Annotated in this window: 20 protein-coding genes; 3 read left to right on the forward strand and 17 right to left on the reverse strand. The window is 53.9% G+C overall.

Annotated features, from left to right (window positions below):
- Window positions 1–220: 220 nt before the first annotated feature.
- The 7 genes from AC50YL_RS02195 to AC50YL_RS02225 form a co-directional block, all read right to left on the reverse strand.
- A complete protein-coding gene (locus AC50YL_RS02195; protein WP_494828960.1) occupies window positions 221–412 on the reverse strand; it encodes a hypothetical protein in 192 nt (63 codons plus the stop codon).
- Window positions 413–477: 65 nt separating this feature from the next.
- The gene (locus tag AC50YL_RS02200) at window positions 478–681 is read right to left on the reverse strand and encodes a hypothetical protein (RefSeq protein WP_494828962.1); all 204 of its coding nucleotides are present in this window, start codon (window positions 679–681) and stop codon (window positions 478–480) included.
- Between the two features lie 410 nt (window positions 682–1,091).
- The gene (locus AC50YL_RS02205; protein ID WP_494828964.1) at window positions 1,092–1,823 is read right to left on the reverse strand and encodes an SGNH/GDSL hydrolase family protein; all 732 of its coding nucleotides are present in this window, start codon (window positions 1,821–1,823) and stop codon (window positions 1,092–1,094) included.
- Window positions 1,824–1,828: 5 nt separating this feature from the next.
- Complete coding sequence (locus tag AC50YL_RS02210; RefSeq protein WP_494828966.1) at window positions 1,829–2,863, reverse strand: hypothetical protein; 1,035 nt, start codon at window positions 2,861–2,863, stop codon at window positions 1,829–1,831.
- Between the two features lie 23 nt (window positions 2,864–2,886).
- Window positions 2,887–6,453, reverse strand: coding sequence for a glycosyl hydrolase family 28-related protein (locus AC50YL_RS02215; RefSeq protein ID WP_494828968.1), 3,567 nt, complete (start codon window positions 6,451–6,453; stop codon window positions 2,887–2,889).
- 53 nt (window positions 6,454–6,506) lie between these two features.
- Complete coding sequence (locus tag AC50YL_RS02220) at window positions 6,507–6,734, reverse strand: hypothetical protein (protein WP_494828970.1); 228 nt, start codon at window positions 6,732–6,734, stop codon at window positions 6,507–6,509.
- Window positions 6,735–6,755: 21 nt separating this feature from the next.
- A complete protein-coding gene (locus tag AC50YL_RS02225) occupies window positions 6,756–7,073 on the reverse strand; it encodes a hypothetical protein (RefSeq protein WP_494828972.1) in 318 nt (105 codons plus the stop codon).
- A gap of 94 nt (window positions 7,074–7,167) precedes the next feature.
- Between AC50YL_RS02225 and AC50YL_RS02230 the strand changes: the two genes are divergently transcribed.
- Window positions 7,168–7,365 carry a hypothetical protein gene (locus tag AC50YL_RS02230; RefSeq protein WP_494828974.1) on the forward strand — a complete coding sequence of 66 codons (198 nt, stop codon included), beginning with the start codon at window positions 7,168–7,170 and terminating at the stop codon, window positions 7,363–7,365.
- A gap of 95 nt (window positions 7,366–7,460) precedes the next feature.
- Here AC50YL_RS02230 and AC50YL_RS02235 read toward each other — a convergent pair whose 3' ends face one another.
- The 5 genes from AC50YL_RS02235 to AC50YL_RS02255 all read right to left on the reverse strand — a co-directional run bounded on the left by AC50YL_RS02235 (window position 7,461) and on the right by AC50YL_RS02255 (window position 10,985).
- A complete protein-coding gene (locus AC50YL_RS02235) occupies window positions 7,461–7,862 on the reverse strand; it encodes a YhjD family protein (protein WP_494828976.1) in 402 nt (133 codons plus the stop codon).
- Between the two features lie 10 nt (window positions 7,863–7,872).
- Window positions 7,873–8,076, reverse strand: a complete 204-nt coding sequence (locus tag AC50YL_RS02240; protein ID WP_494828978.1) for a hypothetical protein — start codon at window positions 8,074–8,076, stop codon at window positions 7,873–7,875.
- Between the two features lie 416 nt (window positions 8,077–8,492).
- On the reverse strand, window positions 8,493–9,317 hold the full coding sequence (locus AC50YL_RS02245; RefSeq protein WP_494828980.1) for an ATP-dependent DNA ligase: 825 nt from the start codon (window positions 9,315–9,317) through the stop codon (window positions 8,493–8,495).
- A gap of 20 nt (window positions 9,318–9,337) precedes the next feature.
- Window positions 9,338–10,165: a glycosyltransferase family 2 protein gene (locus tag AC50YL_RS02250; protein WP_494828982.1), complete on the reverse strand. Its 828-nt coding sequence runs from the start codon at window positions 10,163–10,165 to the stop codon at window positions 9,338–9,340.
- A gap of 487 nt (window positions 10,166–10,652) precedes the next feature.
- Window positions 10,653–10,985, reverse strand: coding sequence for a hypothetical protein (locus AC50YL_RS02255; RefSeq protein ID WP_494828984.1), 333 nt, complete (start codon window positions 10,983–10,985; stop codon window positions 10,653–10,655).
- Window positions 10,986–11,126: 141 nt separating this feature from the next.
- Here AC50YL_RS02255 and AC50YL_RS02260 point away from each other — a divergent pair, with 141 nt between their 5' ends.
- Together AC50YL_RS02260 and AC50YL_RS02265 are read left to right on the forward strand one after the other, a co-directional pair.
- The gene (locus tag AC50YL_RS02260; RefSeq protein WP_494828986.1) at window positions 11,127–11,351 is read left to right on the forward strand and encodes a helix-turn-helix domain-containing protein; all 225 of its coding nucleotides are present in this window, start codon (window positions 11,127–11,129) and stop codon (window positions 11,349–11,351) included.
- Window positions 11,338–12,510: a site-specific integrase gene (locus AC50YL_RS02265; protein WP_494828987.1), complete on the forward strand. Its 1,173-nt coding sequence runs from the start codon at window positions 11,338–11,340 to the stop codon at window positions 12,508–12,510. The genes AC50YL_RS02260 and AC50YL_RS02265 overlap by 14 nt, the downstream gene beginning before the upstream one ends.
- Before the next feature lie 426 nt (window positions 12,511–12,936).
- On the opposite strand, the gene AC50YL_RS02270 is transcribed toward AC50YL_RS02265, so the two are convergent.
- The 5 genes from AC50YL_RS02270 to AC50YL_RS02290 form a co-directional block, all read right to left on the reverse strand.
- Window positions 12,937–13,371, reverse strand: a complete 435-nt coding sequence (locus AC50YL_RS02270) for a peptidylprolyl isomerase (RefSeq protein ID WP_494828988.1) — start codon at window positions 13,369–13,371, stop codon at window positions 12,937–12,939.
- Between the two features lie 138 nt (window positions 13,372–13,509).
- Window positions 13,510–14,838 (reverse strand): diaminopimelate decarboxylase, encoded by a 1,329-nt coding sequence (lysA, locus tag AC50YL_RS02275; protein WP_494828989.1) that lies wholly within the window; start codon window positions 14,836–14,838, stop codon window positions 13,510–13,512.
- Window positions 14,839–14,971: 133 nt separating this feature from the next.
- Window positions 14,972–16,837 carry a spore germination protein gene (locus AC50YL_RS02280; protein ID WP_494828991.1) on the reverse strand — a complete coding sequence of 622 codons (1,866 nt, stop codon included), beginning with the start codon at window positions 16,835–16,837 and terminating at the stop codon, window positions 14,972–14,974.
- Between the two features lie 36 nt (window positions 16,838–16,873).
- Window positions 16,874–17,311 (reverse strand): stage V sporulation protein AB, encoded by a 438-nt coding sequence (locus AC50YL_RS02285; protein ID WP_494828992.1) that lies wholly within the window; start codon window positions 17,309–17,311, stop codon window positions 16,874–16,876.
- The gene (locus AC50YL_RS02290; RefSeq protein WP_494828993.1) at window positions 17,304–17,987 is read right to left on the reverse strand and encodes a stage V sporulation protein AA; all 684 of its coding nucleotides are present in this window, start codon (window positions 17,985–17,987) and stop codon (window positions 17,304–17,306) included. Before AC50YL_RS02290 ends, AC50YL_RS02285 begins: the two co-directional genes overlap by 8 nt.
- Between the last annotated feature and the right edge of the window lie 93 nt (window positions 17,988–18,080).

Consider the following 18,080-nt stretch of genomic DNA (forward strand, 5'->3'; position numbering starts at 1 on the left):
TATCGCTTTAATTTGAAGTGAAAAACAAATAAGCCCTCGTCCTGGGCTGACCCAAGCGAAAGCGAAAGTGATTTTTTGAAAATTAATCTAGCCCTATTTCGGGCTCACGCGCACCCGCTTGTCGAAAGAAGCGTCAAAGTACCTTCGGCTTTCATTTTTTCGACATTTGTCGACATGATATCAAGACGATTCAACATGGATTCGACACGATACCGCATTATCATGCCTCTTTCTTAGCCCATTGAGCGAAGCCTGCTTTCGTCATGCTGCTCGTCCGTGAGGGATCGCGGCCTGCTGTTACTTCGTACGAGACGAGGCTGCCGTCGATCTTCGTGATCGTGCGTTCCTGATTCCACTTGCCTGTCGAGCCATTCGTATATGCCTTGCCTGCTACCAGTTCGGATTGTTTCATTGTTCATCGTCTCCTTGTATTCAAATAAATGGGCAATAAAAAAGCCGCTCAATTAAGAGCGACCTTCACTTGCCATCTTGCTCATACGATTGGATTAACTTCGATGCGTTCTCAAGTTTTAATTGAGTAACGGTAAGCTCGTAGATTGTATCGCTATGTTTCTTTTTTTCTCTCTCCAGCTCAGCCAGGAGGAATTTAACATCCTGCAGTTGAAACCACTGAAGTTGCCCTGCTTCGACAACGCGTTGAATACGTGTCAGCTCGTCCAAAGCGAATCCTCCTAGTCAATGAATTGTTCCATTGTCCTATCTCACTTACTCTTCTAAAAAGGAAAGAAGAACATCATTTCAAGTTTCTTTTCTTCATATTTCTTACGAATCCATGCGCGCAGCCATTGCTTCATAATTGGCATCTCCCATTCTACGTACTTAGTTACACAGGCGGTGTTTTAAACCCCACCCCGTAAAGCATGCACGAGGCGCTACGCTGGTGCATTTCTGCGCTGCGCTCTTTAAGATCTTAAAAGCGTACGTTCTAACGAAACTTCGAAGAGAGAAGGACAAGATCATTATACGAACCGCGGTCAAAAGCTGTAAAGCGCCGTTTCGGGCGAAAATCTTTAAACGTTCACGGCAGCTGCTCGCCGGATCGCGAAGTTTTCGCCCGAGGACGCTTTTTCTTAGAAATAGAAGCGGCTTGTGCCGACGATTTCGTTCATGGCGGAATTCGACATGATCGTATACAGGACTTCATTCGCGTGCGTGATATCGAAGAACACGCCCTCAGCCGTCGGTGGGTTCGTCTCGTTCTTGAGATTCGGAAACTTCGCCATTTGGATCGGCGTGTCCGCATAGACGTCGATGAACCGGATGCCAGCCGCTGCGCACCAGTTCTTGATCGCGGTGTTGTAGTCGGATTGGAATTTGCCGATCGTGTTCGCGTAGTCCACGATGCCGCCCGTCTGCGCAGCAATCCGCGGGTACGAGCCGACGACGACTATCATGGCGTTCGGGCACTTCGTCCGCCATGCTTGGATGATCGTCGCCAGGTTCGGAATGGTCTGCGTTTCGATGACGCGACCGCCACCATGCTCGTTCAAGATGCAGCATTCCAAGATGGCGAGCGCCGTGTCGGACGGAATCAGGTCGACCTTATTATCGGATATGAGTTGCCCCATATTGTACCCGGCCCAGCCGCTTTTTGATCCCGTGAAGCCAGAAATCCCGCCCAACTTCGCTAAAGCGCTGGGGACCTGGACCGCCCACGCCAGGTTCGGGTCGACGTTCGCCCCGCTGCCCGCGGTAATGGAACATCCGAGAATGAAGTAACGGCGTGTGCCGCCCCAGCGCCGCAGGAAGGCGAGCGGCGTTTCTTTCTTCAATTTCGGTAGCGGACTTTTAAGCAACGTCATGGTTACTACCTCCTTTGGTACGTCAGGTATAAATCAAAGCTCTCAGACGCTCCACCTGAACCGCCCGTATACTTCACCCATGGCCGTACATACCGCGCATATGGCGGGATGGTCCGCACCGTCGAGTCGATATTCGTAGCGGTGGAGACTACCTTCACGGATTCCGTGATGTAGCGCCCCAGTCCGGATGTGAAGCCCCACTCCAGGCCGTATTCGTACGTCAAACTCTTGTTCGCTGTGGGGAAGGCTGCGACGGCGGCAATGTTGTTGTACCCGAGCGTCGGGTTAAACAGATCAATAATCGAGCCTTTCACGGTCGCGTTGAGCGCGATCAGGCTGCTCGTCATGACCTGCACCTGGTCGGTGCCCAGCATGGTCGGCAACGGCTTGCCCGGGTCGAGTACGTGGTCTTGCATTTGCACGCCGATCATGACGCCGCCCTGATTCCAGATCGCCATGCGAACATTCTTCTTTGTAGGGTCGAGTGGATCGACTTCCAGCGCTTCTGCAGGAATACCGATGAGAGCGCCGCCTGCGAACTGTACATAGACCGGGTCTGATCCGGGGTTGGAGATTCGGACACCATCAGGTGCATAAAACGGGATCGGTTCATCTTCGGTGTTGGAAATCTTCGTCGTTCCGTCGCCGCCACCGCCGCCCGTCTCGTCTGCGATAACCCTCACATTAATCGACCCGTCTTCGTTAACACCGTCAGCAGGATTGACGATAGTATGCTTGTCGGATTTGAGCTGCTTCGATGGTGTCGGAGTGTCATAGATACTCGGCGGTTCAAACGGCGGCATCGTATCGTCTTCATCCGCCTGCCCGTTCGCACTCAACCGGTTATACGCTTGGTTCTCCGCCGTGCCGGATTGGTGAATTGCTGCTGAGACAGCTTGTTGTTGCGTGATGTCCACGAGCAACGTAGCGATGTCCGGCTTCTTCGCGATCAACTGCGTAACATACGCAGGCTGCTCTCCACGAAACGTCGCGTTCTGAGCAAGCCCGTCAATCGATGGTCCCAAATAAATCATTGTCATCCTGATTACCTCCTGATGGTCAATTAATTGTTGCGAATGACGCGCTGCAGCAGGACGTCGAGCGTCACGGTGGTGGCGGCGTTGTTGGTCACCCGCAGCACGCCGCCTGTCAGCGCTAGCGTCACGTTCTGCGCGTCAATCACTTTAATAAAAACACCGCCAAATATGGTGAATTTGGCGGTGTGAGTAACGTTTCCGGATCGATCAATGACATAGCCTTCGACGATGTCGTTCACGTTGAATGTGAATGCGACGTCCTCGCCGGCGTTCGACGCCAGCTGCACGGTACGGTGCCGCTTGGTTATGCCGACATGCGATATGAGATGGTTGATCTGGCTGCTTTGGATGTTATAAACATCAAAGTGAGGGAACGCTTCATAGCCGATGATTGCGCTGGCTGCGCCGAACACCTGACTACCCTCATTGAACTCAAATATCCCTTGCATACGTCCGGTGATCTGTATTCCGGGGCCGGTGCGCTGACCTTCCGTGTTTTCAACGACAGTTCCCTTGAATGATAAGCTTTCAATTACACCGCCTGTCGATGGTCCCGCGATCTTAACGATCGGCTCCGATCCCGCGGCGGCCGCAAACTCGCAATTTCTAAACGCGTAAACGGACATCTTCGCCGCATTGCTTACCGTGCTTTCGTTAATCATCGAAAGCGCGTGCCGCGTCGACAAGCGCGATTCACAGTTATCCATTGTCACTGTGTTGATGAATTTATTCGACCCGCCATCGTTGATATAGAAGGCGAATCCATCTTGACCTGCGCCGTCAACTTTGCAATTTGTGAGCTCCAAATTCTCAATCCAGAAGAAGGAGCTGGTCGATGCGAAGAAATATCCGTTTCCCTTCGGAGTCTCGCAAGCAATTCTCTCTAAAATCACATAATCGCCCTTTTTAACGACCAGCAAGTGCCGACCCAAGGTATGCCCGTTCTGGCGCCCCTTCAGTTTCAGATCAGAGATGTAATTCATCCCCGAGTTCAGCCCCTGAATGATCAGCATGTCCGTGCTGTCATCCGGCGGGTAATGATGCAGCGCCGTACCCCGCGTACCGACAATGGAGACGGCGGACACCGCGGTTACTGAACCTTCTATCCGGAAGTCACCCGCCGGCGCCTTCACCGTCCCTCCGACCAATTGCGCAAGATTCACCGCTGCCTGGAAGGCTGCCGTCGAATCCTTTGTTATGTCCGATACCGCGCCGAACCATTGCGGATAGACCACATCAAACAGCGGCTTGCCGGCGAGCGCCACGGTCCCTGTGAAGATTTGATAAGGCCCGGCTTCTATATGGCAGTTCAGCGTGATGGTCGCCAACCGGTGAATCGACGCGCCGCGCATAAACCGTATCGTAACGTTCTCGGGGAAGGTGATCGGCGCCTCGACGCGATAAGACCCTTCAGGAAACAGAAGTGTTACTTTCCGCGTGCCTATCTGGTCCAGCAGCTGCTGCATGGCCGCCGTTTCATTGGCGACCCCGTCCCCGAATACGCCAGAGAACCGGACGTTGAATTCACCTTCGATACCGCCGTCGCCCCCGACGATACCTACAGGTTTGAACCCGACGCCAGGGACGAACACCCAGCATATTGGATCACCCATTCCTACATCGTAGTTCCACAGGATCTCGCTCGACTCCCACGGCATCGACGGTCCTTCCGGATCGTAATCCGGCGGCGCGGCCGCGTACGACCAGCGCCGGCCGATGTTCACGTAAGAGCCTGCATAGCCGTCGGAGCCGTAGACCATATGCGGCGAGTTGTACGGCAGCATCTGGATCGAGAGGATCTCGAGGTCCAATTCCTCGTACGTCACGAGCCAATGCTCGCTGCGGTGCTTGGCCGGCACCTTCATGAACAAGGTGAATGGCTCCTCCGCGGACGGGATATAGAACGGCTGCGGCTCCGTTCCGTCAACGCCCACGTCGACAAAAAGAAGCTGATTCGCGACGCCCCGGTGATTGATGGCGTGAAGAATCAGCGTATAGTACGGATATTTGTCCAGATCCTCCGAAGTGTTGAATTTCAGCCGGTATTGCGTCCCGACGGTATCCGGCAGTGTCTGCCTGACGCGGCAGCTCGTGCGGTACCCGGAGACCTGTTCAAAAGACCAATTGCCGTTCTCGGTCGTCCACTTCGGCGGAAGGCCGTCGACGGTCGCCGAGCGCAGCGCGGGGTTGATGATGATATTGGCCGCGTTCTGGCCGAGCCGGGTGACGAACCGGCGCTCGTGCGTCCAGTTCAGGTTTTTGAAATCAGTCAGGTCGATGAAATCGTCCACGATCACGCAGCCGACCGGGTCGGAGATAACGTTGCCTGTCGGTGCGTCCTCGTGGTCCGCCTGGATAATCTCGTACCTCGTGACCCGGATATTCCGAGACTCGGTCGATTCCGGATCCACCCGGACGATAAAGCCATGCTGCGTGAGGTACGGTTCGATCCCGTACATGTCGTGCCGGATGCCGTCAATCAAAATGTTGGAGCTATGCTTCTTGATGTCGATGAAAGTCTCGAAAAACGGTTCAACGTGGCAATTCACCATGTTGACCCCGACGCTCTCCGAAATAAGAACCAGCCCGTCGCGGTGATCATTGTTCTCGCGCCGCTCGAATGCGGTGCTCGTAATATTGGCCCCATGAACTCGAATCAGTTCCAGGTGCGCGCCATTCGTGTTCTTGTTCGAGAAGAAACACGATTCAATCTCCGCGCATAGCAGCAAGTCCTCCAACCGAACCCCGGTGCCGCGGTAACCAGTCTCGCTCCAGAACCGGCAATCCTCCATGTGCAGGATGTAGGAGCCGTAACCCGTCTGCGATTGGCCGTTCATCTGATTGCCCTCGATGTAAACGCCCGCTTTGCCTTCCGCGCAGGCACTCGACGAGAAGCGTTCGAAGACTTGATGCGCGCCTTGCGGGAGGTGGATGCCGCCGCCGTTCGCGTGATGCATGTAGAAGTCCTTGAAGATGACCGCGTCCGCATACTCGTGATCCGACGAGATTCCGTACTTGTTCCCTGTATAGATGATCCCGCTATCGTACATCCCAGCGCCGAGAATCTGGAACCCGCTGCCCTGAGTGCCGGCCGTATTCGGCCGGACGATGTTAGGCAGCTTCAGCTCGCCGCGCGCCATGAAACGGCCACGAGGAATGTATAACACGCCATTTTGCGAATCTGCTTTCTCGATAGCTCGCATGATGATGTCCGTGTTGTCCTTGGCCAGAAACGCAACGCCGTTATAATTGCCTTTCGCGCCAAGCGTAGCGATGTTCACCCAGCCGAGCTCGTCGGTCAGCCATTCCGGCAAATCCGGGTAGTCGATCGGCGGGAACACGATGCCACCATTTTGTTGAAACTGAAGCTTCTCCATCGCTTCGTAAGCGTCATACTCCGGCGTCCCCGGCGTCTTGGCCGCGTCGATTGCTCGTATGACATTTTCGACCGGCACCACCAGGACCATCACCTTCGGTTGGGTCTCGGCTATCTCCTGGACCGCATCCGATAGCGCGCCGCGGAAGACCGTGTTCTGCAGCAAGCCGAGACTGGGAAGCGACGGGCCTACGTAGATCATGGATGTTTGTGCCACGCTCTCAGCTCCTTTTACAAAATAAAAAGCACCCCCGAAGGAGTGCTTATTTATTAATATTCGAACTTCGATACTTCCTGAAAATCATACAATACTGAATACTTTTCTTTGATGTACTCGCTGATTTTATCCATCTCACGCAGCGCCGCTCCTCTGCTTGGGAGAGATGCCACATGATTGCCGTCAGCAAGAATCGCCCATTCTCCGCTACTCGGGATTTCTTCAATGGTGATGCTCTTCACAAAGTGAATAACCGCTCCATTTTGAGAACGAATAAACATAAAGTAACCACCTCTAAAATTTTATCTTAAAGTGTAACTCACACTTGATTCAGTAGATCCATCAAGCGGACGTACAACAAGGTCGAATCTTTTCTTCTTTGCATTTAAAACCTTAAGTACCTCGATTTCATTTGGCTCGCCAATTCCATGAGAAATCTCCTGAAGAGTTAAACTAGTCTTTCTTCCCCCAAGCAATTCAATGACTTTATCCAGTATTCCATCTTCTTGCTTCTCCGTTGTGGCTTTTTTGGAAGCCTCATTTCTTTTTTGAGCATCATCCATAAAACCCATTTGTTGCTTTGTAAATTTACTGTGGTATCCTGACTTATTCCAAACCAAGTGCCACCCCTCCTAATTCGATTTCATTCTTATTCGCCAAAAGGAAGGAAATTCCTTCTGTGGTGACGAATAGTGTCAATAGGAGGCGATTCTTATGTTCAGCGTCGGCCAAGAGCTCTACCTCGAAAGCGAACTGAAGCGCGCGAAGCTCATGCAGCTGCCGATCATGGTGAAGTACGATGACGGCGAAATCGCCGACTACGGCGGCCCGATCGAGAAGCTTGACGAGTTCGAAATCAAAATTAATGGTATGTACTACACGAAAGCCGCCTGCCGGTTCTATGTCCGGTAAGGCGGCTTTCGTCATGAATCCGCCCCCGCAGGCACGGTGCGCCAGCACGGTGCCGGAGCGATACCCACGAGGATCTGCATCGCAGCGTACGGTCGTCAGACTGTACGCGAAGCATCACTTCCTGAACCACCGGCGGAGCGGGACATGACCCGCGCGAAATACTCCCCGAACTTAATCGATAGCTGCGTCTTTGCAACGTCGCGCGTCATCCCGAATGTGTCCTCATACCCGCGGCATACGTACCGATATGACAGGATGAAATTTTCCTCGCTCATCCCGTGCTCCCACCATTTGATTTTCGCAAACCGGAACTGCTTCTTTATCGCAATGATATCGGCATTGATCAGGTCAATCAGCCGGTCCGTCGCCATCAGGAAGAGCGGCTTGAGGGTGTTGAACGAGCCCTCCAACTGCTTCCGGTTATAGTCGATCATATCGAGCATCATCAGAAGAATGATGTTGTCCCTCAGCATCTCGCGCTCCTCGTTTGTTATCATCGCCTTCACTCTATCCGGCTGCATGTCTATTCACCAACTCGAACGCCAAGACATTCTCGACCGCGAACACCCGCGGCCCTTTCGATTTGAAGCAGTGCGCCCGGATATGCCCGTCGACCACCGCCTTGATCTCGATCTTGCGCTGGGTGATCTGGCCTTTCTTGTCGATGTAGACGATGTTCACGACGCGGCCAACATACCGATCGATTGTCATGTGCCTTCCCTCCGATGCGAACGTATGGTCTCATTATAACCCGAACACCCGTTCGTTATGCAAGAGGTAAATTTACGCTAATCGATGATGCCGATGTGGTCATGGGCCACTCTCCCATGAATTGATTTTTTCCTCGCATTAGGTCTAAGGAGTTCCGTCCGGAGCTGTATGCGGGCGTTGTAATCGTAACCCGTACCACAGCGTAACGCGGGATTTTATCGTCTCTCTTCCGCCACCAACTCGGCAGCATCGATTAAGGTGCGACGATTATTGACGCTCGTCGCGGTGCGTCTGCGATCCGAACCTTATCCGCTGCAGTCACGGACCAGAGGGAGGGTGGAAAGGGCAATGCCAAGCCCCAGGATCGGAGTGTATACGAAAAGAGCGCCCGCAATGGACGCTCCCAGGAATAAGTGCTATAGGATGAATTCTTCGAACACCGGAGACCGCAGCATGCCGTTGCGGGTCCAGTTCCGCGTTTTGACCCGCGCGCGGATCAGAGGCTTGAAGTGTACCGCGAATCGGTCTTCCTTGTAAACGAGTTGGCTTTGCACACTCCGCAGCGCCCGCTTGTGGTCCTCGTTAATCCCGAACTCGATGATCCCCGCCGGACGGATCCGGCCGTCCTCTTCCAGCACGGATGTAAGCCAGCCGAGCTGCTCGCGCCGAATGCCGGTAATGAAGACCTCGGCCCGCGTCCAATTGATGACCTTTTGCCAGGACCACGATCGCGTGCCGACCGTGTACCGCGAGCGGAGATCCTTGATCACGACGCCTTCCAGCCCGTGCGTGCTGACCGTGTCAAAGTATTGAATTGCGCTGCCCTTCGCCGGCATGACTTTCGTGTAACGCTCCGTCTCCGTGAACGCCTCGTCCAGCAACTCCTTGCGCCTGGACAGCGGCAGGCCGGTGACGTCGATGCCCTTGTACCGGATGATATCGAAGGCACAGAAGGTTGCCCGCACACGGCTGCCTCGTGATTGAAAGCGGCTCATCATCGCCTCGAAGTCTGGTTTGCCATGATGATCAGTAACGATGAGCTCGCCGTCCAATATGGTACCCGGCGGAAGCGGAGAATTATGCAGCTCAGGAAATTTATTCGTGACGTCGTTCTCGTGCCGCGTGTAAAGCCGCAGCCCGTCCATCGTCGAAACGATCAACCGGATGCCGTCAAGCTTCAGCTCTGCGACGTGATGTTCCTTGTCGAATGGCTGATTGCCGGCCGCATATTGCAATAACATTGGAGATACAAACATTTTCATCACCCAACATCATTATAAACCTGCTTTGACAAGGAACTCTGTGGTAAATCATTCAAGCCCTGCTCTTTCTGGAACCGGAGGCGCGCATACAACGAAGGGAAGGAGTTTCGTACAATCGCAACGATACTCTGAACGGCGCTGATCACTCGACGCTTATACCAGGGAAAATGGAGTTCGACTTTGCGAATAATGTCCTGCTCCCTCTTCCCCCGCTTTTGATGCACGAACGATGTTCCGCCTCGCTCGAATATACAGACCGGCATATCAAGATACAAAGCGCCATATCCATGCCTGATAATGTTAGCCGTTAGCGCGTAGTCCGCTCCGATCGTGTACTCTAGGACATAACGATAATTTTTCAGGACGCTCGTCCGATAAATGATCGCCTGATGATGTGTGAACATGCCGTACCAGTACTTCGTATGAGAGCGCGCGTGTTTGTAATACAACTCGCCTGTTTCGCTCTCTTCATAAGCATCGCCATAAAAAATGGCGTGTTCATCCGTGAACAATCGAGAAATGGTATTGAGCAGAAATTGTCCGGCGAGCACGTCGCCGGCATTGAGGAAAATAACATACTCCCCGGTCACGCGTTCAATGCCTTTGTTCATCGCATCATAGATCCCTTTGTCCCTCTCCGACGTCCAGGCGATTCTCGGATCGGCTAAAGACTCCAGAAACGATACTGTTTCATCCTCTGAACCACCATCGACAACAATCCATTCAAAATCACAGTGCTGCTGATTGATGACGTTCGTGTATGTAGAGACTAGTCCAGCGTAGTTATTGAAACACACTGTGATGATCGAAAACTTCGGCTTTCCCATAAAAGTTTTCCCCATCCCCTATTTATTTTCCTAACTGTACCATTCGACGATTCGTTTGAATTTGTTTTAATTATTAATTCATGGTTGCCCACCTCTACTGGACCAAGTGAAACTTGACCGTAACCGCAGAGGCAGGCTCGTTGAGCGGTAATTTATATCGATGCGCCTACCGCGAATGCGCCGTGCCCGGGATGGGCCGCTAAACGCACACCTTTAAAGCTCCGGGGTATTCCCCCTCTGTGTGCCGCTTGAATTAGGTGTCCGCAAGCTGTCATTCAGGATGAGATGAAGCTCACCCCACCTTTCTACTGGTGCCCACCAGGGAGTGCGGAACAGGGCTTCCGGCTCCAATTACACCCGGAACATACGTTCCGGTCGTAGAACCATTGGTTATGCCCGTCTGATGACGGCGTGAAGGGGTGATGATTGGTACATCACAGCTCCTTACACTTATAGGTGGCTTTCGGGGGACAAAAAAACGCATTTTTTAAGAACGAGAGAAATCGATGGCAGCACTGGCAGCTGAAAGATCGATCGAAGACGTGAGTCGTTCACGTCCCGAATCATGATACTTCGTAAATTCCATCACTTGATAAATATGCTTCCGACCAATTCCAATTCGCAAAGATGTAGTACCTCCAAGTTGAATACCACGTGCCGTCTCGAATGGGACATTACAATAAAGCTCAGACTTCAGAATGGTATACTCTGTTCTTCTGCGTTCAGACGTATTTCGTTCCAGCCACGATTCCACCTCTTGCTCGACCAGCTTTGCAAACGAATCCGAGATCAACGTCAGATCCCATTCCAACCCAAGCATTTTTACCATCTCCCCCCAGATGTTTGATTTCCTGTACTTAAAGTATCACTAATAATATCAATTGTCAAACAATAAATTTGACTATCTGTATTTTTAGTTTTACTATAAGGATATATCAAGCATGAGGAGAGATATTCGCACATGCCATTTACTTATAAGCCCTTATTTCATCTGCTGGTGGAAAATGACATGAAGAAGACTGACTTAAAAAAAACGATTGGGATAGGACCATCCACATTAGCAAAATTCGAAAAAGGCGAGAACGTGTCACTGGAGGTTATTGATAAGCTCTGTGCTTATTTTAAAGTACAGCCTAATCAAATCATCTCGCATGTAGAGGAGGAGATTAAGGTTGCCGATCTATGAGTACATGAAAAGCGGCAAAACGCACTACTATTACGCGTTTGAGGTTCAAGACAAAAACGGTAAGCGGAAAACTATAAAGAAGCGCGGATTCACTGGTAAGACAGCAGCCAGAGAAGCTGAGCGTCTTGCTCGGGTAAAATGGGATAGCGGCCTGCATATCGATCCTTCGAAACTATCCTTCGGAGAATTCATAACGGACTGGCTGGAACACAAACAGGATATCTCCCCGGAAACTCGTGAAACGAACAAAGGACATCTGGACAACCACATCATCCCCGCGATCGGCCACATCCCTTTGCAGAAGGTCACCGTTGCGGATCTCAAGGATCTGCTTAAAACATTGCAGAGCACAGTGGTCAAAGGCAAAGATAAGACGTTGGGTGCCGGCACAGTTAAGAAAATGTTCAACCTTGTTCAGACATGTTTCACGACGGCCATGCTCGAAGAGATGATCACGAAGAACCCATTTGATTTGATGGATAAGAGTTCGAAGCCGAAGGCAAGTAAAGCCAAGGTGGACTTCTGGTCGAAAGATGAGGTTAAGCAATTTTTCAGCAAGCTTGAGCATAGGCAGAAAATAATGTTCGTGCTTGCGATTTACACCGGCATGCGAAGAGGTGAAATATTAGGGCTTCGATGGAAAGATGTCGATCTCGAGAATTCGCAAATAAGAATCACGCAGACACTCAAGCCGCGGCGCAGAATAAAGGACGGCGGCAAGAATACAAATGCCGAACGTTCGATCACCATCTCCCCGCACGTTATGAATGAACTGAAGAAGCACCGAGCATTATGCATTCAAGAACGATGGGGAGCGCAAGAACGGTATAAGGATGATCCGGAACTCCTCGCACAAGCGCAAGATAACTACAAGAAGCTCGACCTTGTCCTGTGCCAACCAGATGGGAATCCGGTCAGCCTGGGGAATTTCAACAAGTTTTGGAAGTTAATTTTGAAGAAGACAGGAATGCGCGAGATTCGTTTTCACGATCTCCGGCATACATGCGCGTCGCTGCTGCTCAGCACCGGAACTCACCCGAAAGTCGTTCAAGAATTGCTCGGACATGCCTCCATCTCCATTACCTTAGACACCTACTCGCATATGCTGCCAAACATGCAGGAGGATGCTGTCAAAGCATTGGACGAGCTTCTAGAGTGATGTTTGATGATCGATGATCACCCCCTTATTATTTTTGATTTCCTACCAAACGCCCTACCAAAGCCATAAAAACGCAAAAAGAAAATCGCCAAAACCCTTGATACGTAAGGGGAATTGGCGATTTTCTTAGTTGAAGGAAGTTATTCCTACCCCGAAGGAAAATCGTAAATACGTTTGTGGAAATGTTACCACTTCATCTTCGAAAATGCAACCTGTTTCATTGGAATAAATGTCGAATGCGCTCCCAAGGGCCGCCGCTCCAACAAAAAACGCGGCAGACGGATCACTCCGCCTTACGCGCTCGCATATTAAACTTCGACGATTTCGACTTTCTCCATCTTGTCGCGGCCTTGAAGCGCATCGACATCTTCTGGGACATATTTTAGGCAACAAAAAAACGGTACCCCGTCGGGTACCCCTTTATGACTACTCTTCCCAGACCGTAACTTCTTTCATCTTGTCGCCTTGTTGCAAAGCGTCAACATGCTCCATGCCTTGCGTTACTTTGCCAAACACCGTATGCACCTTGTCCAAGTGCGGTTGTGGCTGGTACACGATGAAGAACTGCGAGCCACCTGTATTTTTACCAGCGTGGGCCATAGACAGGACGCCTCTGCCATGCTTAGTGGTGTTCGTTGCAGTCTCACAGTCGATCGTGTACCCGGGTCCACCAGTGCCGTTTCCGTTGGGATCTCCACCTTGGGCAACGAAACCCGGGATGATGCGATGGAATTTAAGACCATTGTAGAAGCCTTGAGTGGCCAGCTTTTCGAAGTTTGCTACCGTGTTTGGTGCTTCTTCCGGCAGGAAGTCGATTAGAACCTCTGCACCGTTTTCAAGCGTGATCTTGCCCTTTTTCATCTTAGCCACCATCACTTTTACTAAATTCGATGACCAGAGCTTTTGCTTTCTCCAGCCCTCGTTTGACCTCTTCATTTTCCTCTATGGCAATCTGCTTGTCAAATTTCAGCAGCAGTAAACTGCCTCCTGCCGAAACTGTTATTTAACGGCGGATGTCTGCAACCGCGCCGGAATGACGTCATTGCCGACGATATCGTCGAGCGATTCCCGTTTGACGGCGACGTCCGCCGCGCCGTCCTTGACGAAGACGACGGCCGGCCGGCGGATGCGGTTGTAATTGCTCGCCATGGCATAATTGTACGCGCCCGTGCAGAAGACGGCAAGCAGGTCGCCGCTGCTGGCTTTCGGAAGCTCCAAATCGATGATGAGTTTATCGCCGCTTTCGCAGCATTTGCCCGCCACGGTAACGGTTTCTTCGAGCGCGTCGTTCGCGCGGTTGGCCAGTACCGCCTCGTATCTGGATTCGTACAAAGCCGGGCGGGGGTTGTCCGTCATGCCGCCGTCGACCGCGATGTATTTGCGCACGCCCGGAATGTCTTTGCTTGTCCCGACGGTGTACAGCGTCGTGCCGGCGTCGCCGACCATGCTGCGGCCCGGTTCGACCCAGATCTCGGGCAGCGGATAGCCGGCCGCGGAGAAATTCGATTTGATCGCATCCGTGATGGCTTTCACGTATTGCGCGATCGGAAGCGGCGTGTCGCCTTCCACGTACCGGATGCCGAAGCCTCCGCCGAGGTTGATGACGCGGAACGTCACGTCCAGCTCGTTCTTGACTTGCATGGCGAAGCCAGCCACCTTGGCGGCCGCCATCGCGAAGCCTTCGACTTCGAAGATTTGCGAGCCGATGTGGGAGTGGACGCCGAGCAATTCCAGGTTCGGTTGTGCGGACGCTTCTTGGATCGCCTTGTACGCCGTGCCGTTACCGAGGTCGAAGCCGAATTTGGAGTCGGTTTGACCCGTGGAAATATAATCATGCGTATGCGCTTCTACCCCCGGCGTGATGCGCAGCAGGATGTTGACCCGCTTGCCTTTGTCGGCCGCGAGGGCGTTCAGCAGATACAGCTCGTTGAAATTGTCGACGACGAAGCAGCCGATGTTGGCGTCGAGTGCCATGTTGATCTCGTCCGGCGTCTTGTTGTTGCCGTGGAAATGAATGCGCGCAGCCGGAAAGCCGGCTTTCAGCGCCGTGTAAAGTTCGCCGTCGGATACGACGTCGAGCGACAGGCCTTCTTGTTCCGCGATGGAGCACATCGCCATGACGCTGAACGCTTTGCTCGCGTAAGCGACTTGGAATTTCAAGCCGGACGCGCGGAAAGATTCCACGTATTCGCGGGCTCTCTGGCGCACGAGCGCCTCGTCCACGATGTATAGCGGCGTGCCGAACTGCTTCGCCAATTCCGTCGTGTCGACGCCTCCGATTTCCAAATGTCCTTGCGAGTTAACTTTGCTGGTACCGTGTAAGTACATCCGTTTCCCCTCCGCTTTCTCCATCAAAAATTTCCCAATCGTGTTGTTTGCACCATTTAACATCAGTATAGCGCATTCGGTTCCCCGCCGAAATGGATAATTCCACATTTCATTTGCATTTTTCGCGAAGGTGCTAGCGCGATTCCCTGCCGTTCGGCATTCTGTCCCGCTGCTGCGGCTTCAGGTAGTTCGGGCGCTTGCGGTTCTGCAGGACCGGCGTCCGCAGGAGAATGCTCAGCATGCCCTTCAGATCGAACGGAATGAGCGGCCACATGTAGGGACGGTTGAACGACCGCTCCATGCAGAGCAGGATGAAGAAGGCGGTCGTCGCGATCACGAACCCCTCCACCTTGAACGAAGCGACCGCGACGATGAGGACGAGCCGAATGATCCGGTTGGCCAAGCCAAGCTCGTAGCTCGGCGTCGCGAACATGCCGATGGCCGCGACCGCCATGTACAGCACGACCTCGTTCACGAACAGCCCGGTCTTCACCGCGATATCGCCGATCAGGATGGCGGCGATCAGCGACATCGCGGTCGCGAGCGGCGTCGGCGTATGGATGGCCGCCATGCGCAGCAGGTCGACCCCGATCTCGGCGATCAGGAACTGGGCGACCATCGGCAGGCGGCCGGCTTTCTGCGCGCCGATGAAGTCGAGCGCCGGCGGCTTCAGCTCCGGCTTCAGCGTAAAGAGGAACCAGAGCGGCAGCAGAAACAGCGACGCGGCCATCCCGATGAACCGCACCCACCGCAGGTAGGTGCCGATGAACGGCGTTTGGCGGTTCTCCTCCGCATGCTGCAGCAGGTCGAAGTAGGTCGTCGGCAATATCATGACGCTCGGCGTCGTATCCACGAAGACGGCGATATTGCCTTCCATGAGGTGGACGGCGACGGTATCGGGCCGCTCTGAATAACGGACGAGCGGAAACGGATTCCAGCCCCGCTTCACCGTCGCTTCCTCCAGCTGCTTGTCGGCCAGCGGCAGGCCGTCGATCTTGACCTCTTTGATTTTGTCGCGGATGGATTCCAGCATCTCCCTGTCGACGATATCGTCGATGTACGCGATGCAGACATCCGTCTGCGTACGCTCCCCGACCCTCAGGATCTCGTACCGGAGATGCTTGTCGCGCAGCCGCCGCCGCACGAGGGTAACGTTGACGAGCATCGTCTCCACGAATCCGTCGCGCGCGCCCCGGACGACCCGTTCGAGCGTGGGTTCCTCGGGGTTGCGGCCCGGGAAAGCCTTGGCGTCGATCAGGAGCACCTTGGCTTCGCCTTCCACGTACATCGCCGTGCCGCCGGAGAGCACGTTCGTCATCATATTATCCCAGTTCTCTTCCTCCACGACCTGGATCGCCGGGACGTACAGCCGGAAAAAATCATGGAACGACGCAGAGTGGAAATCCTCCGCGTCCAGATAGGTCAGCCGTTTCAGCACCTCGGTCAGAATCGTGTCCTTGGCGAAGCCGTTGAAGAAAAACAGCGCCACGCGCCTGTCGCCGAACGTCATCTCGCGCAGGACGATGTCGAAGCTGGTCTTGTAGCCGATCTCTTCCTCCAGCCTGTCCTTGAAGCCTTCCAGCGTATCCGGAATCGGAGCGGGCTTGTGCTCCTCCGCCCCCTGCTTACGGTGGCCGATGATCGGACGGTGCCCGGTACCGGGACCAGGCGCCGCATGATCCGCCGAACCCGTCTCGGCCTCCTCGCCCTTTGAAACCGCTGCGGCCGCCGATCGCGATCCGTTTACAGCAGATATGTCGGCAGCTTCAGCGTGCTCCGATACGGCATCGCTTTCCACCCGATCCTCCGAGCCATCGATTTCGCCTGCGTCCGATGCAATCGAACTTGCTTCCCGCGCATTCGTCCTTATTTCGCCCGTATCGCCTTCGTCCTCCTCGACTTCAGCCTTGAAGTCCTCCTCGTTCCCGTGCCAGAATACATGAACCGGCTTCTTGAACTCCGTGGAGCCCCGTTCTTTGCCGCCTTCGTTATCTCGCATCTATAGCCCCTCTTTCTTCGTCATCGTCCCCTGCTACTACGGGTCCATGTATTGAAACACTAGCCAATCGAACAACGAGCCCGTCACTTTGCCGATGACCATGGCGACCACGAGCGTGACGAGATAGCGGCTGAGCCTGACCCGCTTCGCCAAGATCGGCAGCACGTTCATTACCTCCGTCAGCGCGGCGCCGAGCATGCCCACGAAGATGCCGTCGAACGTGCCGATGACGATCATGGCCGCGATCTTCGGCAGCCACAGCCGCCACTCGAGGAAATCCGCCAGCGACCAGAACACCGCGCCGCCGACGACGGCCGTCTCGAACCAGATGGACTTGCGGTACGCAAAGGCCAGCTGCGCGAGCCTGGGAATGATATCCAGTACGATGAGAAGCGCCGCCAGCGCGCTGCCGACGCCCAAGCCGCCCGCAAAGCCCAGCAGCGCCAAAAACGACCCGGCCGCGATGTTAGCCATCGTCTATCCCCGTTTCGGGACGGTCCCGCTTCGGATGCGCGGCGGCGGCTTCGCCCGGCTCGTTCTTCTTGCGCATCTCGTCGGCGATGACGTAGGCGTTGACGTTCTCCTCGTACATATAAAGCTCCACTTCAAGCGGATTGGGCTCCTCGTTGAACCGTTTCCGGAACAAATGGTTGAAAAAAACGAGCATGCCGATTCCGATGCCGAGGGAATACGGCACCTGAAACCATAGCGGATGCTCCGTTTTCTTGCCGGTGACGAGCTCCGTGATCCGTTCGTGCACGTCCTTCATGTTGACGTCGGTATGGAAGTTCATGATCGCGAGCCCGGATCCGAAGAACAGCAGCAGCCACGTGACGAACAGCACGATTTTGCGCGGCTCCCGCGGCGCGTCGGCGACGATGACGAGCACCTGCGGATCGCCGTAGGCGTCGATGACGGCTCCCGGCGCTTCCTCCCGGATCAAGCGGACGATCTGCAGCAGGTCGATTACGACGCGGTTGCCGTCCTTCAACGAATGACGGTGCAGCGCGAGCGATTCCAGCCTCGCTTCGAGCGCGGGATCGCTCGCGAACAAACGGGCGGCCTGCCCGAGCGTTACGATGCCCTCGGGCCGGATGCCGATCCGCTTGCGCAGGCGCAGATACACGCTTGGCGGCATGTCGGGATTCATCGCGCACTCCTCCTTATCGTCATGATCTCCCTGTTAGTATGAGATAAGGAGACGTAGGATAATCAGAGCAAACAAAGCAAAAAAAGCCAATTG

The sequence above is a fragment of the Paenibacillus sp. J22P277 genome, assembly GCF_059383675.1.